Origin of the sequence: uncultured Tateyamaria sp. (assembly GCF_947496075.1) — a bacterium.
Classification (GTDB): Bacteria; Pseudomonadota; Alphaproteobacteria; order Rhodobacterales; family Rhodobacteraceae; genus Tateyamaria.
Window position 1 is genome coordinate 85,610 of the sequence record NZ_CANMBJ010000002.1, and the last position, 23,545, is coordinate 109,154.

General features: G+C 60.9%; 28 protein-coding genes. 8 read left to right on the forward strand and 20 right to left on the reverse strand.

The window, feature by feature from the left end; translation table 11 throughout:
- Positions 1 to 56: 56 nt before the first annotated feature.
- From Q1A51_RS04310 to Q1A51_RS04325, 4 genes are all read right to left on the reverse strand, one after another.
- A complete protein-coding gene (locus Q1A51_RS04310; protein ID WP_299201441.1) occupies positions 57 to 512 on the reverse strand; it encodes a universal stress protein in 456 nt (151 codons plus the stop codon).
- Between the two features lie 65 nt (positions 513 to 577).
- On the reverse strand, positions 578 to 1,174 hold the full coding sequence (locus Q1A51_RS04315; RefSeq protein WP_299599470.1) for a 2-hydroxychromene-2-carboxylate isomerase: 597 nt from the start codon (positions 1,172 to 1,174) through the stop codon (positions 578 to 580).
- Positions 1,167 to 2,030 carry a branched-chain amino acid aminotransferase gene (locus tag Q1A51_RS04320; RefSeq protein WP_299599469.1) on the reverse strand — a complete coding sequence of 288 codons (864 nt, stop codon included), beginning with the start codon at positions 2,028 to 2,030 and terminating at the stop codon, positions 1,167 to 1,169. Before Q1A51_RS04320 ends, Q1A51_RS04315 begins: the two co-directional genes overlap by 8 nt.
- Positions 2,031 to 2,089: 59 nt before the next feature.
- Positions 2,090 to 2,329 (reverse strand): hypothetical protein, encoded by a 240-nt coding sequence (locus tag Q1A51_RS04325; RefSeq protein WP_189370941.1) that lies wholly within the window; start codon positions 2,327 to 2,329, stop codon positions 2,090 to 2,092.
- A 123-nt stretch (positions 2,330 to 2,452) separates the two neighbouring features.
- Between Q1A51_RS04325 and Q1A51_RS04330 the strand changes: the two genes are divergently transcribed.
- Positions 2,453 to 3,175, forward strand: a complete 723-nt coding sequence (locus tag Q1A51_RS04330; protein ID WP_299202522.1) for a M48 family metallopeptidase — start codon at positions 2,453 to 2,455, stop codon at positions 3,173 to 3,175.
- On the opposite strand, the gene Q1A51_RS04335 is transcribed toward Q1A51_RS04330, so the two are convergent.
- A complete protein-coding gene (locus tag Q1A51_RS04335) occupies positions 3,172 to 3,453 on the reverse strand; it encodes a hypothetical protein (RefSeq protein ID WP_299599466.1) in 282 nt (93 codons plus the stop codon). The genes Q1A51_RS04330 and Q1A51_RS04335 overlap by 4 nt on opposite strands.
- 56 nt (positions 3,454 to 3,509) lie before the next feature.
- On the opposite strand from Q1A51_RS04335, the gene Q1A51_RS04340 reads away from it, so the two are divergent.
- Positions 3,510 to 3,896: a YigZ family protein gene (locus Q1A51_RS04340; RefSeq protein WP_299599464.1), complete on the forward strand. Its 387-nt coding sequence runs from the start codon at positions 3,510 to 3,512 to the stop codon at positions 3,894 to 3,896.
- A 74-nt stretch (positions 3,897 to 3,970) separates the two neighbouring features.
- Positions 3,971 to 4,231, forward strand: coding sequence for a DUF6455 family protein (locus Q1A51_RS04345; RefSeq protein ID WP_299599461.1), 261 nt, complete (start codon positions 3,971 to 3,973; stop codon positions 4,229 to 4,231).
- Here the strand turns inward: Q1A51_RS04345 and Q1A51_RS04350 are convergent.
- From Q1A51_RS04350 to rimO, 4 genes are all read right to left on the reverse strand, one after another.
- The gene (locus Q1A51_RS04350; RefSeq protein ID WP_299599459.1) at positions 4,223 to 4,855 is read right to left on the reverse strand and encodes a hemolysin III family protein; all 633 of its coding nucleotides are present in this window, start codon (positions 4,853 to 4,855) and stop codon (positions 4,223 to 4,225) included. The two genes, Q1A51_RS04345 and Q1A51_RS04350, sit on opposite strands and share 9 nt — an antisense overlap.
- A 46-nt stretch (positions 4,856 to 4,901) precedes the next feature.
- Positions 4,902 to 5,285 carry a thiol-disulfide oxidoreductase DCC family protein gene (locus Q1A51_RS04355; RefSeq protein ID WP_299599458.1) on the reverse strand — a complete coding sequence of 128 codons (384 nt, stop codon included), beginning with the start codon at positions 5,283 to 5,285 and terminating at the stop codon, positions 4,902 to 4,904.
- Positions 5,286 to 5,336: 51 nt separating this feature from the next.
- Positions 5,337 to 5,684 carry a hypothetical protein gene (locus Q1A51_RS04360; protein ID WP_299599456.1) on the reverse strand — a complete coding sequence of 116 codons (348 nt, stop codon included), beginning with the start codon at positions 5,682 to 5,684 and terminating at the stop codon, positions 5,337 to 5,339.
- Positions 5,685 to 5,806: 122 nt separating this feature from the next.
- Positions 5,807 to 7,186, reverse strand: a complete 1,380-nt coding sequence (gene rimO, locus Q1A51_RS04365) for a 30S ribosomal protein S12 methylthiotransferase RimO (protein ID WP_299599454.1) — start codon at positions 7,184 to 7,186, stop codon at positions 5,807 to 5,809.
- 103 nt (positions 7,187 to 7,289) lie between these two features.
- Here rimO and Q1A51_RS04370 point away from each other — a divergent pair, with 103 nt between their 5' ends.
- On the forward strand, positions 7,290 to 9,251 hold the full coding sequence (locus tag Q1A51_RS04370) for an AsmA family protein (protein WP_299599452.1): 1,962 nt from the start codon (positions 7,290 to 7,292) through the stop codon (positions 9,249 to 9,251).
- Positions 9,252 to 9,578: 327 nt separating this feature from the next.
- On the opposite strand, the gene pobA is transcribed toward Q1A51_RS04370, so the two are convergent.
- The 8 genes from pobA to Q1A51_RS04410 form a co-directional block, all read right to left on the reverse strand.
- Positions 9,579 to 10,748, reverse strand: coding sequence for a 4-hydroxybenzoate 3-monooxygenase (gene pobA, locus Q1A51_RS04375; protein WP_299599450.1), 1,170 nt, complete (start codon positions 10,746 to 10,748; stop codon positions 9,579 to 9,581).
- Positions 10,749 to 10,797: 49 nt separating this feature from the next.
- Positions 10,798 to 11,475, reverse strand: a complete 678-nt coding sequence (locus Q1A51_RS04380) for a TetR/AcrR family transcriptional regulator (protein ID WP_299599695.1) — start codon at positions 11,473 to 11,475, stop codon at positions 10,798 to 10,800.
- Positions 11,472 to 13,001 carry a trimethylamine methyltransferase family protein gene (locus Q1A51_RS04385; protein ID WP_299671178.1) on the reverse strand — a complete coding sequence of 510 codons (1,530 nt, stop codon included), beginning with the start codon at positions 12,999 to 13,001 and terminating at the stop codon, positions 11,472 to 11,474. Before Q1A51_RS04385 ends, Q1A51_RS04380 begins: the two co-directional genes overlap by 4 nt.
- The gene (locus tag Q1A51_RS04390; protein WP_299599446.1) at positions 12,998 to 15,418 is read right to left on the reverse strand and encodes an FAD-dependent oxidoreductase; all 2,421 of its coding nucleotides are present in this window, start codon (positions 15,416 to 15,418) and stop codon (positions 12,998 to 13,000) included. Before Q1A51_RS04390 ends, Q1A51_RS04385 begins: the two co-directional genes overlap by 4 nt.
- 157 nt (positions 15,419 to 15,575) lie before the next feature.
- The gene (locus Q1A51_RS04395; RefSeq protein ID WP_299599444.1) at positions 15,576 to 16,787 is read right to left on the reverse strand and encodes a CoA transferase; all 1,212 of its coding nucleotides are present in this window, start codon (positions 16,785 to 16,787) and stop codon (positions 15,576 to 15,578) included.
- The gene (locus Q1A51_RS04400) at positions 16,784 to 18,292 is read right to left on the reverse strand and encodes a tripartite tricarboxylate transporter permease (RefSeq protein ID WP_299599442.1); all 1,509 of its coding nucleotides are present in this window, start codon (positions 18,290 to 18,292) and stop codon (positions 16,784 to 16,786) included. The genes Q1A51_RS04395 and Q1A51_RS04400 overlap by 4 nt, the downstream gene beginning before the upstream one ends.
- The gene (locus tag Q1A51_RS04405) at positions 18,292 to 18,762 is read right to left on the reverse strand and encodes a tripartite tricarboxylate transporter TctB family protein (protein WP_299599440.1); all 471 of its coding nucleotides are present in this window, start codon (positions 18,760 to 18,762) and stop codon (positions 18,292 to 18,294) included. The genes Q1A51_RS04400 and Q1A51_RS04405 overlap by 1 nt, the downstream gene beginning before the upstream one ends.
- A 5-nt stretch (positions 18,763 to 18,767) precedes the next feature.
- The gene (locus Q1A51_RS04410) at positions 18,768 to 19,730 is read right to left on the reverse strand and encodes a tripartite tricarboxylate transporter substrate binding protein (protein ID WP_299599438.1); all 963 of its coding nucleotides are present in this window, start codon (positions 19,728 to 19,730) and stop codon (positions 18,768 to 18,770) included.
- Between the two features lie 124 nt (positions 19,731 to 19,854).
- Between Q1A51_RS04410 and Q1A51_RS04415 the strand changes: the two genes are divergently transcribed.
- The 4 genes from Q1A51_RS04415 (at position 19,855) to Q1A51_RS04430 (ending at position 22,324) form a co-directional block, all read left to right on the forward strand.
- Entirely contained in the window at positions 19,855 to 20,751 is an 897-nt protein-coding gene (locus Q1A51_RS04415; RefSeq protein WP_299599436.1) for a LysR family transcriptional regulator, read from the forward strand.
- Between the two features lie 160 nt (positions 20,752 to 20,911).
- A complete protein-coding gene (locus Q1A51_RS04420; protein ID WP_299599434.1) occupies positions 20,912 to 21,247 on the forward strand; it encodes a metalloregulator ArsR/SmtB family transcription factor in 336 nt (111 codons plus the stop codon).
- Positions 21,244 to 21,741 (forward strand): SRPBCC domain-containing protein, encoded by a 498-nt coding sequence (locus tag Q1A51_RS04425; RefSeq protein WP_299201508.1) that lies wholly within the window; start codon positions 21,244 to 21,246, stop codon positions 21,739 to 21,741. Before Q1A51_RS04420 ends, Q1A51_RS04425 begins: the two co-directional genes overlap by 4 nt.
- 1 nt (position 21,742) lies before the next feature.
- On the forward strand, positions 21,743 to 22,324 hold the full coding sequence (locus tag Q1A51_RS04430; RefSeq protein ID WP_299599432.1) for a dihydrofolate reductase family protein: 582 nt from the start codon (positions 21,743 to 21,745) through the stop codon (positions 22,322 to 22,324).
- Between the two features lie 52 nt (positions 22,325 to 22,376).
- Here the strand turns inward: Q1A51_RS04430 and mnhG are convergent, their stop codons facing one another.
- The 3 genes from mnhG to Q1A51_RS04445 are packed head-to-tail and all read right to left on the reverse strand — an operon-like array spanning position 22,377 to position 23,544.
- Complete coding sequence (mnhG, locus tag Q1A51_RS04435) at positions 22,377 to 22,763, reverse strand: monovalent cation/H(+) antiporter subunit G (protein WP_299201514.1); 387 nt, start codon at positions 22,761 to 22,763, stop codon at positions 22,377 to 22,379.
- Positions 22,760 to 23,047, reverse strand: a complete 288-nt coding sequence (locus tag Q1A51_RS04440) for a K+/H+ antiporter subunit F (RefSeq protein ID WP_299201517.1) — start codon at positions 23,045 to 23,047, stop codon at positions 22,760 to 22,762. The genes mnhG and Q1A51_RS04440 overlap by 4 nt, the downstream gene beginning before the upstream one ends.
- Positions 23,044 to 23,544, reverse strand: coding sequence for a Na+/H+ antiporter subunit E (locus Q1A51_RS04445; RefSeq protein ID WP_299599430.1), 501 nt, complete (start codon positions 23,542 to 23,544; stop codon positions 23,044 to 23,046). The genes Q1A51_RS04440 and Q1A51_RS04445 overlap by 4 nt, the downstream gene beginning before the upstream one ends.
- Position 23,545 lies beyond the last annotated feature (1 nt).

Here is a 23,545-nt window from a genome sequence, read left to right on the forward strand (position 1 = left end):
GCGCACTGTCAAGGTTTGGAACGATTCTAAAGTGGGCGAAGACACACAGATTGCGATCAGGTGATGGCTTCCAGCTTCTCTTTACTCAAATCGCCCGGCACGACGGTCATCGGAATCGGCAGATTGCCTGCGTTGCGGCTCAGCTGCGTGACAAGCGGGCCAGGGCCCTTTTTGTCCGTCCCAGCACCCAGCACCAACACACCGATCTCTGGGTCGTCATGGACCTGCGCCATGATCTCGTCCACGGCCTGTCCCTCGCGAATAACCAGCTCGGGGTCGATACCCTGCTTGTCGCGCATCCACTTGGCGAACACCTCGAAATGGGCGTGGATGCGCTCGCGAGCTTCCTCGCGCATGACATTGCCAACACCGATCCAGTGATTGAACTCGTCGGGCGGGATCACTGACAGAATTGCAACGCCACCGCCCGTGTGGTTGGCCCGCATTGCTGCAAAGCGCATCGCGTTCAGGCACTCACGGCTGTCATCCAGCACCACCAGAAATTTGCGCATCCTGTCCTCCGCTCACGTGCCGGCACAATGGCCCAACGTCCGCGCGCGCGCAATCCCGCGTGTGATCACGAGGCGCGGGCGTGGGCAAGCGCCTGTTCCAACCGGTCATTGCCCCAGAACAACGCGCCATTCACGACAAAACTCGGGGCACCAAACACCCCACGTTCCAGCGCCTCTTCGGTCGCACGACGCAGCAGGGCCTTGCCTTCTGGTGCGGTGGCCGCTGCCAGCACCGGCGCTGCATCCAGTCCAATCTCGTTCAGAAGGGTGGCGATCACGTCGTCGTCCGAAATATCGCGATCCTCGGCAAAATTGGCATGATACACGGCACGGACAAAGGCTCCGACCCACGGGGCATCCGAATGTGCCGCAGCAATGCGTGCAGCCAGCAGGCTGCCCCGCGGAAACGAGGACGGCTTTGCAAAGGGCAGCCCCAGATCGGAACAGCATCGTGCAATGTCCGTCCACATGTAAGCGCCCTTCACCGGAAACATATTGAACGGGGAATCTGTCATGCCCTGCGCGCTAAAGACAGGCCCCAGCAGAAAGGATCGCCAGACCAGCGGCACCCCGGCCTTGGCACAGGCATCTTCGATCCGGGCGGCACTAAGATAGCTGTACGTGCTGGCAAATTCGAACCAGAACTCAAGCGGCTTAACCATGGCTTGCGGCCCAATCCCAATACATCTCGCGCGCGCGGCGGGTGACAGGACCGACCTGGTAGGACGTGTCCTCGAACCCCGACACAGGCGTGACTTTCATCATATTGCCAGACAGGAACACCTCGTCAGCCTCCTCGAAATCCTCGAAGGTCAGGACTTTTTCGATGACCTCCATCCCATCGGCGCGCATGTTTGACATGTGGCGGGCGCGGGTGATGCCGGACAGGAACGTGCCGTTCGGGATAGGGGTAAAGACCGCGCCATCCTTGACCATGAACACGTTGGCAGTGGCGCTTTCGGCCACGTTGCCCATCGCATCGGCCACCAGCGCGTTCTGAAATCCACGCTTGCGCACTTCTGCCAGCATACGGGCGTTGTTGGGGTACAGGCATCCAGCCTTGGCGTTGACGACATTGTCTTCGATCACGGGGCGGCGAAACCGCGTGCGTCCCAACGTAATCGACGTGGATGGATCAGCCATCGGGATCGCTTCGAGGCAGATGGCAAATCCGGTGGCGTCCGGCTTGGGCACGATGCCTGACGCATCGCCGTCCAAACCCCAGTACATGGGCCGGATGTAAACGGCATCGGACGGATCATAGGCTTTCAACCCCTCATGGATCGCCTCCACGATATCCTCGCTTGCCATGGTCGGGGTCAGCATCAACGCCTCAGCGGACCGGTTTATGCGGGCGCAATGCAGATCCAGGTCGGGCGCACGGCCATCAAACCAGCGTGCGCCGTCAAACACCGTGCTGCCCACCCAACTGCCATGATCTGCGGCGCGCATGACGGCAACGTCTTCATCATGCCATGCACCTTCAAAGAATGTGCGGATCTTGGTGCCGGTCGCCATGTCTGTCCTCCCCTACTGGCCCGCAGGCTAGCAGAGACAGGTCAAGGGTCCAGACCTTTTCACTTCGGCTCCTTGCGCAACTGATACACACCTTCGGGCAAGTCCAGTGCCGCAGCCAAATCACGCGCCTGTTCCGGGGACAGGGTGATCTTGACCACGCTGTCGGTGCGCGGGTCATATTGCTCCACCGTGATCACCTCGGCGAACGAGTTGATCACAACATCTTCCTGCAGCGGGGCGGCCCCGTCATCCACCAGCGTGACGACGGTGGCGTCGAATTCATGCTCGATTGTAAACATGGGTTTAAGCGTATGCCATGCGCGCAGAGTTGCAAAGGGGCACACGGCTGCGTGAACAGGGCTGGAAGCTGCCAACATGCGTGATAGTATCTGCTGCGTTTTCTACGAAAGGACATCGCCTTGATCACGCGTCTCTTGGCCGCCCTGACAACACTGGCTTTCGTGGCCGCCTGCGATGATGTGGTAATCGCGCCAGCGCCCACCGGTGGCCCTGCGCCCGCCACGCAGGGCGTGCCAGATGAATTGGGCTCGCGGCAGCAATCCCTTCGTGCCTTTGCCGAGGTAGTGCGCCGTGTCGAACCCGTGGCTGAACGCGAATGCCGTGCCCGGACGCGGGACGTGAACTGCGATTTCAGAATCATCGTGGATGATCGGCCAAACGCCCCTTCCAATGCCTTTCAAACGCTTGATGACGATGGCCGCCCGCTGCTGGTGTTCACAGAGCGGCTGATCGACGACGCGCGGAACGTGGATGAGCTGGCCTTTGTCATGGGCCACGAAGCGGCGCACCACGTGCGCGGCCACATTGCGCGGCAGCAACAGAATGCGGCTGCAGGGGCGGTCATCTTCGGCGGTTTGGCCACAACGCTGACCGGCGGTGATGCAACTGCAATCGAGTCCGCCCAGCGGATCGGGGCGCAGGTGGGCGCACGGACCTATTCCAAGGATTTCGAGCTTGAGGCCGACGCGCTGGGCACCGTCATTACGGCCGCCGCGGGCTATAATCCTGTCAACGGAGCCGAGTTCTTCAACCGCATCCCCGATCCTGGTGACCGATTCCTCGGGACGCACCCGCCCAACGCGCAGCGCATCGAAACCGTGCGCCGTACCGCCGCGGGTCTTTAGACCGGTGCGGATGCACCGCGCCGTTTCAATCGGACCAGGATGCCGACAAGAGACATCGCCACCCAGAAGATCTGCAAAAGGGCCGAGGCCAGATTGAAACTGGCCATCAGCCCCAGCAACACGCAGCTTGCGGCAACGAGGTTGATGCAGAAGTAAGCCAGACAATCGCTGCTTAGGCAGCGGGTGGTCAAAAGGCTGTAATTCGTCACATAAAGGGCAAAGCCCAGAATGCCGATCAGCTCATAAATGGGCATCGGCGGCAGTATTGAAAACGTCATGGGAAAATCCCCGGTTTGAAATTGTCTTTAATCAATCAATGCAGCGGGGATAGCACATGCGGGCCCGTCTGTCGGGTCTGGGAAACCCGACCTTGAAGCAGCTTGGGCACATCCTGACTGACCGCGGCTCGAAATACGCCGTGTCCGGCTGTCCCGTCATATCGCGGGCCGACATTGACGCTGCACTAAAAGACCTCAAACGCGACCGGGCCTATGCCAAGGCCACCCATAATACGTGGGGTGCCGCACTTTCCGATGGTGGCCCGATCAAGGGCGACGATGGTGAGGCGGGCGCGGGTATGGTGATCCTGCGCATGCTCGAACGCGAGGGGCTAACCGATCACTTGGTCGTCGTCACCCGCTGGTATGGCGGCAAACATCTGGGCGGTGACCGCTTCCGCCATGTGCAAAGCTGCGCGCGCGCCTATCTCGACCAGCTTTGATCTAGATCAAGGACCTTCCGCACCGCGCCCGCCAGGCTGGGTCCATCCAAGGATTTCGTCGAAAGGGACGCCCGATGACTGACGCCCGATTGAAGACCCACGCCGATTTGGTCGACCGTATGGCCACCGCCCGCGGTGTCGACCTGCAAGAGGCCGCCCTGCGCGCGCATCTCACACCCTCCGACATCTCGGATCTCGTGCTGAACTGTGTGGGCTGCACCAAGCCCGATGTCTGCGCCCAATGGCTCGAAGCGCAGCCCGGCCGAGTATCTGAAACGCCGGACTTCTGCCGCAACGCCGAAGCATTTGGCGAACTGGCCCGCCGCTCAGACTGACACGCCGAGGGCCACAGCCCCAAAGAAACAGGCGGATGCTGCCAGCACGAAGCTGTGCCAGATCGCGTTCTGAAAGCGCAGCGACTTCTGCGCGTAAAACACCGTGCCCAGCGAATACAGACCGCCGCCCGCCACGATCAACGCGGTCGAGGCCCCGGGCAGGTTCTGCCACATCGGCCAGATCAACAGCACGCTCGCCCAGCCCATCGCCAGATACAGCGCCAGCGACCCGCGCGCATCCGTGGCCCAGAAGCTCAGCTTGGCCACGGCCCCCAGCAGGGCCACCATCCAGACAGCGGCTAGCACCACATAAGCAAAGGCTGACCCGATCAGGACAACCAGTGGCGTGTAAGTGCCCGCAATCTTGAGGTAAATAGCGGCATGATCGACCCGGTGAAACACCGGACGCGACCGCTCCCACGGCAGCAGATGATAGGCCGCAGAGGCCACAAGGGCAAAGACCGCAAGGCCGGTATAGAGGCTGGTCGCAGCAATCTGTGCCGCCCCTTGGGTCTGCACAACATGAACCAACAGCATTGCACTTGCTGTGATCCCGGCTGTCAGACCAAGAACATGAACAGAAGCATCGGCAAGGGTTTCACGAACAGAATTTGGGTATGGCATTGCGGCAACCTGACCTGTGAGATGCGCGTAGTCTAGGCACAAACCCTCACGATTCAGTTGACGTTGCTGCCGCCTGACGCCGCAGGTGCCACTGGTAGATCAGCGGCGCCAACACATGGTCATATGCTTTGGACGCCAGCCAATGGAGACCGGGCAGCGACACGATCCGTGCCAACCAGCGATAACGCGGCATGTCCTGCCACAGCACGATGAAGGCCGGGATGCCCGAATACATCTGACCACCCCGCAACACGTACAGACGGCGCGCCGCCTTGTCCCGGCTCAGCCCCCAATCCGTCATATCGATGCAATTCAGATCTTCAAAGCGGATGGGCAGGGCACGGCCCTCACTATACTTGGCATAGTGGTCAATCTCGAAACTGCAGACAGGGCAATCTGCGTTATAAAGCACCCGGGTATCTTCAGTCATGATGCAAATATAGAGCCGCACAAACGCGGCTCTACAGACAAAGCGCCGCACTTACCGCGGTTTGTTCCCGTCAATCCAGCGCGACATCATCACCTTGTCCTTGAAACACTCCGCCGGGATCTGGCGACGTTTCAGACGGGCGATGCGTTCGGCAAACTGCACCTGCTTTGCACTGGGATAAGCTGAAAAACGGCCCTCTTGGGCTTTGGGCTTGGCCTGATCGATCCACGCCGACAAACTCGCCCGGTCAAGGAAGAGTGCCGCAGGCAAGGGGCGGCCCGTCTTTGCAGCCAGCGTCCGGGCATAGGCAATCTGCTTTTCCGTTGCAGGCTGCGCGTCAAGAGGCAGGGCTGTCTGCACCGGCTCGAACAGGCCGGGAAGGGTAGGATGGATCGACATATCTGTTCTCCTTGCTTTCGCCAGGGTGGAGAACAAATATAGAACATCTTAACCAAAACGCAAGGTTTGTGGGAAAACCGGTCAAATGTGTTGGATATGGACAGGCCAGAACGGGCCGTTGTTCAGCCCGCTGTCACCAGCTTTCCCCACAGATCGTAGTCGCCAGCCTCGTCCACCTCAACGGTGACGATATCGCCGGGGGTCAAATCCTCGAACCCCTCGTCGATGAACAGATTGCCATCGATCTCGGGCGCATCTGCTTTGGTCCGGCAGGTGGCGGCCTCGTCGTCCACCTCGTCCACGATCACGTCCATGCGCTGACCCACCTTGGCGGCCAGCTTGGCTTCGGAAATGGCCGCGGCCTTTTCCATGAACCGCTCCCAGCGCTCCTGCTTTAGCTCGGGCGCCACGTGATCGGGCAGGGCGTTCGATCGCGCGCCTTCCACGTTTTCGTACTGAAAGCATCCCACGCGATCCAGTTGCGCCTCGTCCATCCAGTCCAGCAGGGTCTGGAATTCTTCTTCCGTCTCACCAGGGTAGCCGACGATAAAGGTCGAGCGCAGGGTGATCTCCGGGCAGATCGACCGCCATTCGGCGATCCGGTCCAGCGTCCGCTCGGCGGCGGCAGGGCGTGCCATTCGGCGCAGCGTATCGGTGTGGGCATGCTGGAACGGAATGTCGAGATAGGGCAGCACCAGCCCCTCCGCCATCAGCGGGATCAACTCGCGCACATGGGGGTAGGGATAGACATAGTGCAACCGTACCCACGCGCCCAGTGATCCCAGATCGCGGGCCAGATCAGTGATATGCGCGCGGTGTCCCTTATCCTCGGCATGTTTGATATCGACGCCATAGGCCGACGTGTCCTGAGAGATGACCAGCAGTTCCTTCACCCCGGCCTCGACCAGCTTTTCGGCCTCGCGGACGACGGCATGAGCCGGGCGGGACGCAAGGCGGCCACGCATGTCCGGGATGATGCAGAACTTGCACTTGTGGTTACAGCCCTCTGAAATCTTGAGGTAACTGAAATGGCGCGGGGTCAAGCTGACGCCGCGCGCGGGCAGCAGATCGACAAACGGGTCCGGGTCTGGCGGCACCGCGGCGTGCACGGCATCCAGCACCTGCTCGTATTGATGCGGCCCGGTCACGGCCAGCACCTTGGGATGTGCGCCGGTGATGTACTCAGGTTCCGCGCCCAGGCAGCCGGTGACGATCACGCGCCCGTTCTCGTCCAGCGCCTCGCCAATGGCATCAAGGCTTTCGGCCTTGGCACTGTCCAGAAAACCGCAGGTGTTCACGATCACCGCATCCGCGCCGGAATAGTCGGGCGATATGCCGTAGCCCTCGGCCCGCAGCCGGGTCAGGATGCGTTCACTGTCGACCAGCGCCTTGGGACAGCCCAGACTGACCATCCCGATTGTGGGCTGGCCGGGGCGGCGTGTGCCGTCCAGCGTGGCTTTGGGGGCAATATCGGGGCGCAGATCAGGCGGGTTTGTGCTCATGATTTGCCTCATATGTGATGTGGTGGCCCGGGAAAAGGGTTGGGTGCTATGCGTGCGCTGCGTTACGCTGGTCCCAACACGTCATCAGAACGGAGCAGTTGTCATGAAATGGATTTTGCGCCTGATCGGGTTTGTCCTGGTTCTTGTGCTTGTGGCCGTGGTGTCCTTGTTCTTCCTGCCTGCCGACCGCATCGGCGTCATCGCCGCTGACCAGATCCGCAAGGCAACAGGTCGTGACGTGACCATCACCGGGGTGTCGATGACACTGTGGCCGGTGTTGGGTGTGCGGGCAGATGGGCTTGAGGTTGGCAATGCCGACTGGTCCGAACAGGGGCCCATGCTCACGGCTGAGAATGCTGCGATTGGCGTGGACCTCATGGCCTATATCCGCGACCGCGAAATCCGCATCACCAATATCGAGGCAACACGCCCCACCATCCGGCTTGAAAGCCGTGCTGACGGGCGGGCAAGCTGGGTCTTCACCGATGCAAGCGGAGAGGCGCAGATCGAAACCGAGACGGCACCCACCCGCGACGCGCAGCCTTTGTCGATCCAGAAGCTGCAGATCACAGACGCGACGCTTGTCTATGCTGCGGAAGGGTCAGATACACTTTCATATTCAGGTGTGGATCTGTTTCTTGACTGGCCCGAGCGTCTGGGCCCGGCCACGATCGATGCGACCCTGCGCCCCTCGGGGACACCGGTTGAGGTAGATGCCACCATTGGCGGGTTCGCGGGCTTCATCGCGGGACAGGTGCAACCCGTCAAGGCATCCATCGAAGCAGGCGGGGGGCTATTGACACTGGACGGACGCGCCAGCACTGCCGGAGAAGTTGCGGGCACGCTTGGTTTGAACCTGCCGGATACCGATACGTTTATGGCCGCCTTGGGCCTGCCGCGCCCTGGTCTGCCAGCAAAACTGGGGGAGTCGGTCGAGATGTCGACGCAGCTCACCCTCACCGCCGACCGACGCCTGTCCCTGCGCGATCTTCGGGCAGACCTCATGGGCAACATGCTGACTGGCGCGGCTGATATCAGCCTGAACGGCACACCGACAATCAACGCCCAGCTGAATGCCGGTGCGCTGGACCTGAGCAGTGCAACCGGCGGGGCCAGTGAGGGTGGTAGTGGCGGCTCCTCCTCTTCGGAGACTGAGGTTGGCACCGGCTGGCCCACGGATCCGATCGATGCCAGCGGGCTGGCGGGGTTCAATGGTGAGATCGCATTGGCCGCCTCTTCCATCGACCTTGGCCAATTCAAACTGGGGCCGACGCGCACCCTTTTGCGCAACGATAACAGTCGCATGGTGTTCGAGCTGCGAGAGGTCGCCGCCTATAACGGCACCTTGGTGGGCGAATTCGTGGTCAACAACCGCTCAGGCCTGAGCGTGGGCGGCAACCTGACCGCGCGGGGCCTTGGCCTGCAACCCTTCCTGCGGGATGCCGCGGACCTTGAGATGTTGACCGGCAAAGCCAATGCGCAGGTGAAATTTCTTGGCGTCGGCTCCAACGTGGACGCGATCATGAAGTCCCTTTCGGGCAATGGGTCATTCAATGTCGCGGGCGGTACAATCGAAGGGCTGGACCTTGATGGTCTTCTGAAATTTGGTCGTGGCAACGGCCGTACAACCGTGTTCGAAGATATGAGCGCAAGCTTCCGAATGGAGGGCGGCAACCTTCTGAACGATGACCTTCTTGTCGTGCTGCGCAGCTTCGAGGCGCGGGGTGCGGGCCGGGTTGGACTGGGCCAGCAGGACATCGACTATCTGTTCACACCCACGGCACTCAAGGGCGATGACGGCCCGGATCTGGCGATCCCGGTGCGCATTCGGGGGCCTTGGGCTGATCCCAGTATTCTGCCCGATCTGGACTCGGCCATTGACCTGAAGCTGGACGAAAAACTCGAGGCCGAGAAAGCCAAGATCGAAGCCAGGGCCAAGGACAAGGTCCGCGAGAAAGTGACCAGGGAATTGGGCGTCACGGATGAAGGTCAGGACCTGGAAGATGCCACAAAGAAAAAGTTGGAAGACGAGGTTAAGAAAGGACTTCGGAGCCTGTTTGACTGATGTGTCCCCGCGGGGACAGCCTGTTCGGCGGTGTCACGGAATCTTGGTGGTTTTCTGAATTTGTAATGGCAGCAGGGACTTGGCCCTGCGCACGGTCGGTTTGGGCCAATTTAACCAGATTTTCGGCAAGCTGCCCACGAAGGCGGGCGGCAGTTTGGTGCGGGTACGAGACGGGCAAATGACGGCGTGAGGTTGTGCTGGTTTCCCGGCGTTTTGAAGACCAATCTGACCCGCGCAAGGTTGCGATGCGGCGGATATTGGTCTGGTCCATCGTTGCTGATCCACCTTGGAATTCTGAAAGGGCACCGGCGGTGGCGCGTTTCCAATTCAGTACGGCAGACCAACATAGTTGAGTGCCATTGCCGCTTGCGCCTCTTTGCTGTCGCGCAGGAAGGCAAGTTCGGCCAACTGCATTTTCTTGTCGAATGCGGTTTGTCCGGGGAAGTGGTGCATGAGGGTCGAGAACCACCAACTGAAGCGTTGTGTTTTCCAGACACGAGCGAGGGCGCGTTCCGAGTAGCGGTCGATCCCGTTGCTGTCGCCCTCGCCGTAGAATTGGCGCAGTCCCTGGTTCAGATAGTGAACGTCTGATGCGGCGGTGTTGAGGCCCTTGGCCCCGGTCGGTGGGACGATATGGGCGGCGTCGCCGCACAGGAACAGACGACCCCAGCGCATTGGCTCGCACACGAAACTGCGCAGGGGGGCGATGGATTTTTCGATGGTGGGGCCGGTGATCAGTGTGTCTGCGGCCTGCGGTGGGATGCGGCGGCGCAACTCGTCCCAGAAGGCGTCGTCGGTCCAATTGGACGGGTCATCTGATGTGTCGCACTGGATGTAGTAGCGGCTGAGGTTTTCGTTCCGCATCGAGCAGAGGGCAAAGCCGCGATCTGAGTTGGCGTAGATCAGTTCGTCGTTCACGGGGGGTGTTTCGGACAGGATGCCGAGCCAGCCGAAGGGATAGACCTTTTCATATTCCTGCCGCACGGCTTCGGGAATTGTTTGGCGGCTGACGCCGTGAAACCCGTCGCATCCCGCCACGAAATCGCAGTCGATCCGGTGGTTTTGGCCGTGTTGGGAGAAGGTGACATGAGGCGCGTCGCTGTCGGCGTCGTGTATCACGACATCTTCGACCTCGAACCGCGTGTCGCCGCCCGTTGCGTCCCGCGCATCATAGAGGTCGCGCGTCACCTCGGTTTGTCCGTAGACCAGAACCGTTGCGTCGGTGTGGGTGGTGAAATCCACGCGGAACATGTCGTTGTCATAGGCAATCAGGGTGCCGTCATGCACGAAGCCTTCGGCCTTCATCCGGGCGTCTACACCAGCCTGACCCATCAGGCCGACCAGACCCCGTTCCAACACGCCTGCGCGGATGCGACCGAGGACATATTCACGCGATTTGCGCTCAAGCACGATCGTTTCGATCCCCGCCTTGTAAAGCAGTTGGCCCAGCAACAGGCCGGACGGCCCACCGCCGACGATGACGACCTGAGTGCGCATGATATCCTCCCCAATAATTGTCATACGACATAACTATTTTGAGGAAAGGTCAAGCAGGGTCGGAGTGGCCGGTGACGTCGCGGGCGTAGGCAGCGAAGGCCTCGATTTCTGCATCTGTCGCGGCATGGCCCGTGTAGGCGACGAGGTAGCCCGGCACCATTGCCAGCCGTTCGTCCAGCGTTTCGCCAAGGTTGGCGTCATCGTAGCCAAGCTGCATGTAATAGATGACCCGCGCGCGCGCCTTTGCCTCAAGTTTGGGGTAGTCGAACCGCAGGAACATGTGTGTCAGCGCGGCGATGCGTGCATCGTCGCCCGCTTTGAGCACCGCATTGACCCGGTCGGAGCGCCGTGCCCAGTCGCGGATGGCAAAGTCGAGCCGGTTGTCGAAGAGCGCGGTGTTGATGTTGCAGCGAAAGACGTTGCAGCAGGCTTCGGTGATGGTGTCGGCGGGCGCGTTTGCCTGTGCGACCATGGCGGCCGTGTTGGTGCGTTCCCAGTGCTCGAGCAGGGCGTTCAGCAGGTCGGTGCGGTTTTTGAAGTACCAGTAGAAACTGGACCGTGACACGCCCATTTGCCCCGCCAGTTCCGCCACTTTCACCGCTTCGACCCCGCCTTGCTTGAGGACGGACAGCGCTGCGTTCAGCCAGTCCTGGCGCGTGACCTTGATATTGCCGACAAGCGGGTCCTTGGCCGGATCGTCGCGGTGGAGGAGCGGCTCTGACATCAGCTTGTGGGGGCGCAGCCGCCTGCGGCTGTCCGGTCTGCGATGTACTTGTGCAGGGCTTCTATCCGATCGCCGCTGGTGGCGGGTGGGGTGAAGTCGCGCAGGATGCCTTTCCAGATATCTGTCGCGCGGGTTGTGGCGTCGACGCTGCCGCGTTCTTCCCACGTGCCGAAGTTGGCGAAATCGGCCACGACGGGTTCGTAGAACTCGGTCGCGTAGCGTTCCATCGTGTGCGCTGCGCCAAAGAAGTGGCCGCCGGGTTGGACCTCTTCCAGTGCGTCCATGGCGATCTCTGCCTCGTCAGCGGGTGTGGTTGCGCACAGCTCTGCCATCATTTGCAAAACCTCAACATCGGTGACCAGTTTTTCATAGGAAATGGTCAAGCCGCCTTCCAGCCAACCGGCGGCGTGCAGTGTGACGGTGGCACCGGCAAGCAGGCAACCCCATGTGCCGAATTGTGTTTCGTTGGCGGCCTGCACGTCGCCCAGGTTGGCGGCTGACCCGGAGGCGCAGCGCCATGGCAGGCCGATGTGTCGGGCCAGTTGCCCGGCGGCGAGGGACGCCTTGAAATGTTCGGGTGTGCCAAAGATTGGCGCCCCGGATTTCATGTCGACGTTCGACGTGAAGGTGCCGTAGCAGACGGGCGCGCCGGGGTTGACCAATTGGCCGAGTGTGATGGCGGCAAGAGCCTCCGCGTGGCTGAGCGTCATGGCACCTGCCACCGTGATCGGGGCCATGGCCCCCATGAGGGTGAAGGGCGTGATAATCGCCATCTGTCCGTGGCGGGCGAAGTCCATGACACCCAGCGCCATGGGGATGTCCAGTTGCCGGGGCGAGTTGGTGTTGATGATCGTGTAGCAATGGGAATTGGCGGTGAAGTCCGCGTCCGACAGACCACGGAAGTCGCGCAGCATCTCGAAGCTTTCCTCGACCTGTCCAGTGCCGCGCGCATAGATGAAAGGCAGCTTGTCGGTCAGCTCCATCTGCCCCTTTGTCATTGCGTAGTGGCGCAGGTGGATGGGCACGTCCTGCGGTTCGACCAGTGGCGGGATCATGTGCAGCACGTCATAGTGCTGCGTCAGCGTGATCAGCTCGCGAAAGTCCTGTTCGGTGCCTGGGCGGCGGCCCCGTTCCAGATCCGTGGCATGGGGACAGCCTGCGCCGGGCTGGAAGATCATGGACCCCAGTTCCATCACCAGGTTGCGGTCGGGATGGCCCGCAATCAGGGGAAAGGATTTGGGTGCGGTGGTGAGTGCCGTCTCGACCATCTCGCGCCCGATATGCACCATTTCGGAGCTGTCATCGACACGTGCGCCGCCTGCTTTGAACTGCGCCCGTGCTTCGGGCAGCAGCACCTTGATCCCCAGCCGTTCCAGCACATCCAGCGCTGCCTCGTGCATTGCCGCGATCCGGTCGTCCGAGAACACGTTCATCGGAGGGAACGGGTTGCGCAGGTTGCGGTAGTTGGTGGTGCGCGCTTTTTGTGGTGGCGCACCACGACCGCGGCGACGGCGGGGGAGGTCGGTCATCCCCGCATCGCCTTGCCTGTCGGATCGTAGGGGGAGGGGGCGATCACCTTTGCGGACCGTTCCACGCCGACGACGTGGACCTTCAGGTTCGTGCCTTCGGCTGCTGCGTCAGTGTCGACCAGCGCCATTGCGAGTGATTTTTGTACCGTGTGCCCATAGCCGCCCGAGGTGACGAACCCTACGCGCCTGTCGCCGCTCCATACGGGTTCGTACCCGCTGGCGTCCGCATCATCGGCATCGATTTCAAGCGTGACCAGCTTTTGCGCTGGGCCGTTTCCGTCACGTTCAGCCACGGCGGCGGCCTTGCCCACGAACTCCTTGTCCCAGTCGATCCAGCGGTCCATGCCGGTCATGCCGGGCGTGTAGCCTTGGGTGAATTCGGCCGACCAGATGCCAAAGGATTTTTCCAGTCGCAGGGACAGCATGGCGTTGAAGCCGTATTCTTGCAGGCCGAACTCCTCGCCTGCTTCGAGCAGCATCCGGCGCAGTTTGATGTGGTCGCCGTAGCGGCAGTTGATTTCGTATCCCAACTCACCCGCGACGGACATACGCGCCACCTTGGCCCGGATCATGCCGACATCGAAGTCGCCACAGCCCATGAACTTGAGCGCGCCGACGTCCTGATGGCAAAGCTTTTCGATCACCTTGCGGGAGTTGGGGCCGGTCAGGCCAAAGCCGCACATCTCCTCGCCCAGATCGCGGATTTGTACGCCGTCGATCATGTGGTCGTCGAACCAGCGCATGTGCCAGGCGCGGAGGTAGTAGGAGCCCATGATCCACCACGTGCAGTGTCCAGACGAGTCTGTGCCCCAGTTGAGGACGGTCAGGTCGCCCTTGAGCCGCCCGTCTTCGCCCAGCATGGGCGCCAGTTTGGCGCGACCGGGGGCGGGCAGTTTAGAGGCCATGACGTTGTTCAGCCAGACCTCGGCATTGAGGCCTGTCACTTCGAACCGGGAGAAGCCAGTGATGTCGACCATGCCGACATTTTCACGTACGTTTTTGCATTCGGCGGCCACGATTTGATGCGCGTTTGAGCGTTTGAGTGTCAGGTTCTCTTCGAAATCCTCGGATGGCGCGAAGTAGAGCGGCGTTTCCAGATCCCAGCTTGATCCCCAGCGGCAGCCCGCAGCGGTCATGGCGTCATGGGCTGGGGCCATTTTGAGCGGACGGCCTGCGGGCAGTTGTTCGTTGGGATAGGACATCACGAACCGCCTGGAATAGAACTGGCCGGTGGTTTCCTTGATGTACTGCTTGTTCTCGGCGAACTTACCGTAGCGGGCGACGTCCATGCAGTAGACATCGGCCTCGGGCTCGCCCTCGATCATCCATTCGGCCAGCGATTTGCCGACGCCGCCGCCCTGCAGGAAGCCGGCCATGACGGCGCAGGCCGACCAATAGCCGCGCTTGCCCGGCACCGGCCCGACCAGCGGGTTGCCATCGGGCGAGAAGGTGAAGGCTCCGTTCACCCAGGTCTTGATCCCGACATTCTCGGCTGTGGGATAGCGGGCAAAGCCCAGCATCAGCTCATTCTCGATCCGGTCGAGGTCTTCCTGAAACAGCTCCATCCCGTAGTTCCACGGCGCGCCGTCCATGGCCCAGTGCTGGTGCTCAATCTCGTAGATACCGATCAGGATGCCCTTCTGGTCCTGCCGCATATAGGTGAACCCTTCGAGGTCCACGGTCATGGGCATCTCAAAGTCGTGCGCGGCGACTTCGGGAATCTGGTCGGTGATCAGATAGTGGTGTTTCAGGGGGGAGACCGGCAATTCCACGCCCGCCATGCGGCCCACCTGCTTTGCCCAGAGGCCCGCCGCGTTGACCACGTGTTCGCAACGGATGTCGCCCTTGTCGGTCTTCACGATCCAACCGTCATGCACCTGCTCCAGCGCCTCGACCTTGGTGTGTTCGAATACCGATGCGCCCCGTTTCTTGGCGGCGGTGGCATAGGCGTGCACGGTGCCGGTGGTGTCCACGTAGCCTTCGCGATCGGCCCACATGGCGCCCAGCACACCGTCGGTCGACATGATCGGGCAGCGTTCCTGCGCCTGTTGTGGCGTCAGCAGCTCGCAGTCTTCGATGCCGATGGATTGGAAGACGCGGTAGGCCGATTGCAGCCACTCCCACCGCTCGGGTGTGCCTGCCAGCGTCAGGCCGCCGGTCATGTGCAATCCGATATTCTGGCCGCTTTCCTCTTCAATCTCAGACAGCAAGTCGATGGTGTAGGCTTGGAGCGCAGCCATGTTCGGGTCGGCGTTCAGGGCATGAATGCCGCCTGCGGCGTGCCAGCTTGACCCGGCGGTCAGGACCGACCGTTCGATCAGGGCCACGTCGGTCCATCCCATCTTTGCCAGGTGATACAGGACCGAAGCCCCGACCACACCGCCGCCAATCACGACAACCCGGTATTGCGAATTCATGTTCCGTCCCCGTCGACTCACTGTTGATTGCCAGAAGGGTGCGAAATACTAGACAGTTCTGTCCAGTGCTTTCACGACACGCCGGGGTCAAACTGCGACCCGCGGTCAGGTGGCGCGTTGCAGATTGGGTTTGCCGTGTGTGGGGCAGGAGCTGCGGTCAGGCGTTCTGCTGATCCGGCGCGTGGATTGCGCCAGCGTCGACCAGCGCGGCGATCTGCTGTTCTGAATACCCCAGCGCGTTCAGGATCGAATTCGTATCTGTGCCAAGTGTCCGTGGTGGAAGCGCATCGGCTGGTACGTGCATCCCATCCATCAGGAACGGTAAGCCGGTAAACCCCGCGGCCCCGCGCGCTGGCATATTGCGCTGTGTCGCAGGCGGCAAATCAAGTGCTTCGGCCAGCGTGCGGAGGCGTGCGCATGGAACACCGGTTGCCATCAGGCGCTGTTCCCAATCGTCGGCAGAGCGCGTTCGCAGCACGTCCGCGATGTCCTGCCCAAGGGCCGCACCGTTTTGATCGCGTGCTGCCGCATTGGAAAAGCGTGGATCTGTCAGCCAGTCGGTCCGGTCCACGGCGTGGGCAAGTGCGTGAAATTGTGCATCCTCGTTCACGCCCAGGCTGATCTGCCCGACCTTGCAGTCAAACACACCCGACGAGGGCGATCTGCTGTTCGCCGCGTTTCCACGCGCTTTCGGCTCTGTTCCGGTCAGTTGGAAATCGGTGAGTGTTGAACTCATCAAGCTGAATGCGGTTTCGAGCATGGAGACATCGACAAATGCACCTTCACCTGTGTTCTGCCGCCGCATCAGGGCCGATACCGTGGCGAGTGCTGCCGTCAGGCCAGTCGCGTAGTCGATGATCGGTGCGCCCGTTCGAAGTGGGCCGGTGTCCTTGGTGCCCGTCAGGGTCATCAATCCGCTGATGGCCTGAATGTTCACGTCATATGCCGGTGCCCCCGACATATCGTTGCTGCGTCCGTAGCCGGTCATGGCGCAATGGATCAGCCGTGGGTTGATGGCGCGCGTTTCTGCCTCGGACAGCCCAAGGCGGGCGAGGGTGTCGGGCCGGTGGTTTTCGACCAGAATGTCGGCTGACCGGAGCAGCCGGTCGAACACGTCCCTGCCCATCCTGGTAGACAGGTCCAGAGCAACGCTGTGCTTGCCTGCACTTTGGGTCATGTAGGCCGTGCTCATCCCGGCAGCGGCGCGGGCCTTGTCGGTGCCGCCGCGATGACGCATTGCATCCCCGCGACCGGGGCGTTCGACCTTGATCACTTCGGCCCCGAGCAGGCCGAGGTAGTAGGCACAGGCGGGGCCAGCCAGAACATGCGTCCAGTCAATCACGCGGATGCCATCAAGCGGGGCCGTCATTGTGTGGCTTCCAGATGCGGCGCGCGGGATTGCCGGTTCAGGCTGCGCACGCGCATGACCAGCGCTGTGATCCCGATCAGGAGAAACAGGAGCGCAACCGGTCGTGTGACAAAGATCATCAGGCCGTTGTCCGAGAGCAGGAGGGCCTGGCGAAATGTCTCTTCCGCGCCACCGGCCAGCACGAACGAGATGACAAACGCAGCCGGGTTGAAGTCCAGCTTGCGCATGGCCCAGCCCGCAAAGCCTGCGGCCACCATGACATAGACGTCAAACAGGTTGCCGCGCGAGGTGTAGGCGGCGACGAACGAGGTCAGAAAGATCACCGGGTACAGCACCTTGGTCGGGATACGGGTGATGAACCGTCCCACGAACGCCGCGCCGAAATAGCCGATCAGCCCATAGAGCACGATGCCGATCAGGCCGCAGGCAAACAGCGCATAGACAAGGTCCCGGCTGGTCAGGAACATTGTCGGGCCGATCTGGATGCCGTGGATCAGGAACACACCGATCAGGATGGCCCCGATCGTTGAGCCGGGAATCCCAAGCGTCAGGAGCGGGGCCATGGAGGGGCCGCTGACCGCATTGTTCGCGGCCTCGGGCGCTGCCACACCTTCCAGTGCACCCTTGCCCCACGCCTCGGGATTTTTGGCCCGCCGCTTGCCCTCACCATAGGCGACAAAGGCGGCGATGGCGGAACCGAGCCCGGGCAGCATGCCGATGAAGGCCCCGATAAAGGACGAACGTGCCACATGCGGCAGGCACGGTTTGTATTCAGCCCAGGTCAGCGTGTTGCGCGCGGCGTCATTGCCGTTCTGCACCATCTCGGTCGTTTGTCCGCGCTCCTCGATCTGGGCAAAGACCTCGCCCAGAACAAAGATGCCAATCATCAGCGGCACTAGCCCGATCCCGTTGGTCAGGTCGAAACTGCCAAAGGTGAACCGCTCGGTCGAGCTGATGGGATCAAGGCCGATCATCGCGACCAGCACACCCAAGGCGGCTGAGGCCAGCCCGCGTGTGACCGATTTTCCGATCACGGAACCAATCACGATGAAGGCCGCGAAATAGACTGCAAAGAGCTCGGGCGGACCCAGTTTCAGGGCGATGGTGGCAATCCATGCAACGCCGACGATCAACAGGATTTCGCCAGTGAAATCCCCGATGACCGAAGAGATCGTGGCCACCTTCATGGCTTTGCTGGCCTTGCCCTGTCGCGCCAGCGGATAGCCGTCAAGCTGTGTGGCCGCCGATGCCGCTGTGCCGGGTGTGTTGAACAGGATCGCAGCGATGGAGCCGCCGTAGCGTCCGGATTTGCCGATGACATACAGGAAGGCTAGGGCGGGCAGTGGCTCCATATAGAACGTCAATGGCAGCAGCATTGCGATGGCTGCCGATGCGGTCAGGCCGGGGACTGCCCCCACGATCATTCCGACGATGGCTGCCAGCAGAACCCAACCCATCAGAATAGGATCAGAGAGAACGGTAAGAAGGGCGGGGAAGATATCCATCAATATCCCCCAATGACATCCAGAAGATCAAAGTAGCGACCCAGCGGAGGGAAAACCCCGAGCAGTTTGAAAAACACAAGATGATACGCAGCGGGGCACAAGAGGGCCGCAAGACCAAGGCCCGCCGCGCTACGTATCCCAAAGATCCACAACGCGGCGGGCGCTGCCAGAGCGGTGGCAATCAGGTATCCAAAACCCGAGATGACCCAGACATAGGCAACTGACAGCATCAGCAGTGCTGCGATGGCCGGGAGGTGTTTGCGCTCGGTCGTATGTGTGCCCGGGGCGTTCCGCAGCTCTGCAAGCCCCAACAGAATCAGTGCAATTGATCCCGCCAGCGGAAAGAACCGCGCACCCCAGCGGCCATATTGGTCAAGCGAAATGCTCATCGAGGTTGCTGTGGCGCCGATCCCGATCAGGACCAGCGCCACGCCGACCAACCGAGGGGCAGGAGAAGACCCTGGGGCCACCAGTCTCAGCCCTGTTGCTTCAGCGCGTCGATGACGGGCTGGGTGTCAATTTGCATTTGCTGCAGGCGGGCCTTGGTCTCGTCCCCGCTGAGGAACGCCGGAACATTGCCGCGTTCGCGCATCAGGTCGGCAAACTGCGTTGTCTCGGTGATCTTTTGCAGGACCGCCTCCATCCCCGACACGATATCCGGGGCGGTGCCTTTGGGGGCAAAGAAGACGATGGGCGATGACACCGCGACATAATCAAAGCCAAGTTCGGCCAGTGTTGGTACATCGTCCCGGATCGGGTCCCGTTCCGGCGCGACCAGCGCCAGTACGCGCAATTCGTTTTCGAAACCCGCGGCCTGCTGGATGCCGACAAAGGCAAAGTCGACCTGCTCGCCTATCACGGCTGCGCGGGTCGGGCCGCCGCCCTTGAATGGCACATCCTGCGCCTCAAGCCCATTGCGGTTCAGGAAGCTTTGACCCGCAACTTGATGGAACCCGCCGCGCCCATTGTGGGCCCACCTGAGGCTGCCAGGATTGGCGCGAGCTGCATCGACAAGGTCCTGGACAGATTGAAACGGGCTGTTGGCGGGCACGATGATAGCGGGGGTCAGATTGCCAATCTGTGCGATAATGTCGAAACTGTCGAACGGGTTCACATCCGTGTCCCGCAGCATGGATGTCAGCAGGAAAGAGCCCGCCGAGGTGACCATGACCGTGTTGCCATCCGGGCGTGCAGCTGCTGCTTCGGTGGCGCCGGTGATACCGGACGACCCCGGCTTGTTCACGATAACCAGTGGCACAGGAAGAATGCCATCGGCAGATGCTGCCGCCGCCCGTGCCAGTGCGTCGGTTCCGCCACCTGCGGAATAGGGCAGGATGGCATTGATGGGCCGGCGGGGTGTCCATTCGGCAAGGGCCGGTGCTGCCGCCAGCAGTGTGGATGCGGCCAAGCCGGTTCCGATGAAGTCGCGTCTTTTCATTGTGTCCTCCCATGACTCGTTGGCGTTTTAGGCAACGCACTTGCGATCACGGCTGGACGATAGCGTACACGGTGTTTTAGAAAAAACGCAATTATCAGAAGTATAGATCGAGAAATTCGAAGTTATGAACCTGCGCAGCCTCAAAGTCTTTGTTCTGGTGATGGAGGAAGGCACGCTTGCACGGGCTGCCGCAGCCATGCATCTCAGCCAGTCCGCAGCCAGTCGGCTCTTGCAGCTGCTGGAAGACGAGTTCGACATCTCGCTGTTCAAGCGGGACAAGAAACGTCTGGTGCCCACGGCGGAAGCGGAACGATTTTACCAGGAGGCGTTGCGCATCCTTTCCCAGATCGAGGCGTTGCCGGAGTTTGCACGCCAGATCCAATCCGGGGCGCCGGAACCGTTCCGCATCATCGCGCAGTCCCGTATCGTCAACGGTCTTGTGTTGCCGGCCATTGCCGCACTCGAAAACCGGATCAAGGATCAACCGATCAAGCTGGAGATTCACCGCCGCCGCGATTTGGGGCGCCGGATGATGAATGACCGATTTGATGTCGGGATTTCAGCACTGCCGCTGCCGATTGACCGGCCTGAGCCGATCCGTCTGGGGTCTGCCCCCCTCAAGATCGCCATTTCCAAAGAACACCCATTGGCGAAACGTTCCGTTTTGCGACCACAGGATATTGTTGATGTTCCCTACATCGCGCTGGACGATACGACTGTTATCCGCCGTATCGTCGATCAGGAGCTGACTGCCATAGGCGTGCAGCTTGACGTGGCGCATGAGGTTTCCCTCGGGTCCGCGGCCTATCGATTGGTGCAGCGCGGGCTTGGTTTTACATTTGCTGATCCGGTCGCCTTGGACCCCGAACTGGAGCCGCAGGTTCGCCTGATTGACTGGGAGCCGCGTATGGAGATCGAATTTGGTTTCTTCGCACCGAACCGGGACAGCAAGCCTGAGCTGACAGCGGCGTTTGAAAGCGCTTTGCGGCAGGTCTTTGCAGAAAGATGTGGGACGGCTTAATGCGCTGAGTTGCTGCGGTGTGCTGTTGGTCCTGACCTCGCTTTTTGACACGCCTCAGCCCACCTCAGAAATCGCAACTTGGCATAGGAACGTGGTCGCCAATATCATTAGTTATTAAACCAGTTGACTAATTAACCTATAGGTTAAATAATAGTAACCTATGGACCAGGACGACCAACTAGACGCGGCATTTTCGGCCTTGGCGCACCCTACGCGCCGGGCCATCCTCGCGCGCCTCGCGCAGGGGAAGGCGACGGTGAATGCCTTGGCGGAGCCGTTCGACATGTCACTGCCCGCGGTATCAAAGCACATTCGCGTTCTTGAGAATGCCGGGTTGATCAAGCGTGAGAAGGACGCACAGTTCCGTCCGTGCACGCTCAATCCCAAGCCCATCCAGGACATCGCGGATTGGACGGAAACCTACCGCCCCATATGGGAAGCCCGTTTTGATGTGATGGGGAAACTACTGGACGAGATGAAGGATCAATCATCATGAGTGACACAGAAAACTGGGTGCGCATTGAGCGCGAGTTTGATGCCCCATTGGAATTGGTATGGCGTATGTGGACCGTGCCAGAACTGTTCAAGCGGTGGTACGGCCCCAACGGCATGTCCGTGCCCACAGCTGAGATGAACGTCACGGTTGGTGGTACACGCAAGGTCTGCATGGCGATGGAAACCCCCGAAAGATCCATGTCGATGTGGTTCACAGGAGTTTACAAAGAGGTCACCGCGCCGCGCCGCCTTGTCTACACCGAAAGCATGTGTGACGAGGCAGGCAATATCATCCCGCCGCAAAGCATGGGTATGCCCGATGGCTTTCCCGACATCACCGAAGTGATCGTCGAGCTGAGCCAAGTGGGCGATAAGACCAAGATGACGATGGTGCATGTTGGCGTGGCCGAAGGCACCGCGGGCGCGGGTGGTTGGAACCAGGCGTTCGACAAACTTGCCGCGCTGGCCCAAGCGCAAGCCCAAGTGGGCAACTGATATGCGCGAGCTGGCAATCCTTGCTTTCGTGACGGTTGATGGGGTGATGCAAGCGCCCAGCATGGCCGACGAAGATCGTTCGGGCGGCTTTGACCGGGGCGGGTGGGCCGCGCCCTATTGGGAAGGGGTCATGCCGCATGTGGAAGAGACGGCCATGTCGACGCCTTATGATGTCCTATTCGGCCGGAAGACCTACGACCTGTTCGCAGGTCACTGGCCGAATGCCCCTCGATCAAGAGCGAATGAACGGCTGAACAGTGCCCGGAAGTTCGTCGCAACGTCTTCACACTTGGGGACGGAGTGGGAGAATTCCGAGGTTTTGACGGGCGAAGTTGTCCCCGAGATAGCGCGTCTGAAGTCGCAGGACGGTCCACTGATTCAGGTGCACGGCAGTGCGCAGTTGATTCAGGCGCTCACCAAACATGACCTGATAGACGAGTTCCGGATATGGACGTTTCCGGTTCTGGTTGGCAAAGGAAAACGTTTGTTTGAAGGGGAGCATCAGCCGCGAGACCTGACCCTTGTGTCCGCTGAAGGTCTCACCAATGGTGTTGTGTCGCAAGCCTACCGGACAGCTCGCTGAGCGACATGCATTGCGCAGCGGCCGCTCAGGCGGGTCTGGACCGTTTGTGGGTCTACTTGGTTGCCGGCTTCTCTTCGTTCGAGTGGTCAGGCGAATCCAGAGTGGACCACATCTCGTCATCCGTTGGTTTGGGTGGCGTCATGCACTCACGCGTGTGGATGCTGACCTTGGCAAGGAAATGCGCGGACACCGGCGCCGTTACAAACAGAAAGGCCATGATCAGAAACTCGTGCATCGACGGATCGCCAGAGGCGGCGGCCGTCAGGATCGATGCCAAAAGCAACATACCGATGCCGAGCGTCCCAACCTTGGTAGGCGCATGAAGGCGTGTCATCGGGTCGTTGAATTTCAACAGGCCAATGACACCGACCAGCACAAAGATCGACCCGATCAGGAGTGAAATGGCTGCGCCAATGATTGCAAGGGCTTCCAATGTCATTCGATGATGTCCCCCCGCAGAACGAAACGGGCCAGCGCCACCGTCGATACGAAGCCCAGCATGGCAACGAGCAAGGCCACTTCGAAATACACGCCGACCCCTTGGTGGATACCAACCACCACAACAAGGCCGAGCGCGTTGATGACCATCGTGTCCAGGGCCAGCACACGGTCGCCGCCCGTGGGGCCAATCACCAGACGCACCATCGAAAGCACCTGACCGATGGCGAGTACGACAAGCGCAATCGAAAGCGCGATGTCAAAAAAGCTGGTTGCGAGTGTCATGCGAAGATCTCCTTCAAACGGCGCTCGTATCGATCCTTGATTTCGTCCCTGACTGCGTCTGGGTCGTCGGTGTGCAGGATATGAACCAAAAGGCAGCTTCCTTCGTTCGATAGGTCCGCGGACACGGTGCCGGGTGTCAGGGTGATCGTGCCCGCCAGAACGGTGATCGCCTCTGGCTGTTTCAGGTCCAGTGGCACAGAGACCCAGGCAGGCTTCAACTTGTCGTTCGGAACGGTCAGAACGATCCACGCAACCTCGATATTGGCGACGATGATGTCGCGGATGACCAACATAGAATACGAGATCATCCGGCCCAGCCGGAACCCCTTGGGCGTGCCGGGCCACCATATCGCAGTGATGCGCGGGATGACGATGCCAAGGATGATGCCGAAGACGACCATCCCGGCACTGACTTCATTTTGAAGCAGTATCCAGACGAGAGCCAAGACCAGCGTCAGCGACGGATGCGGGAGGATCCAGCGAAAGGCGCGTCCCATA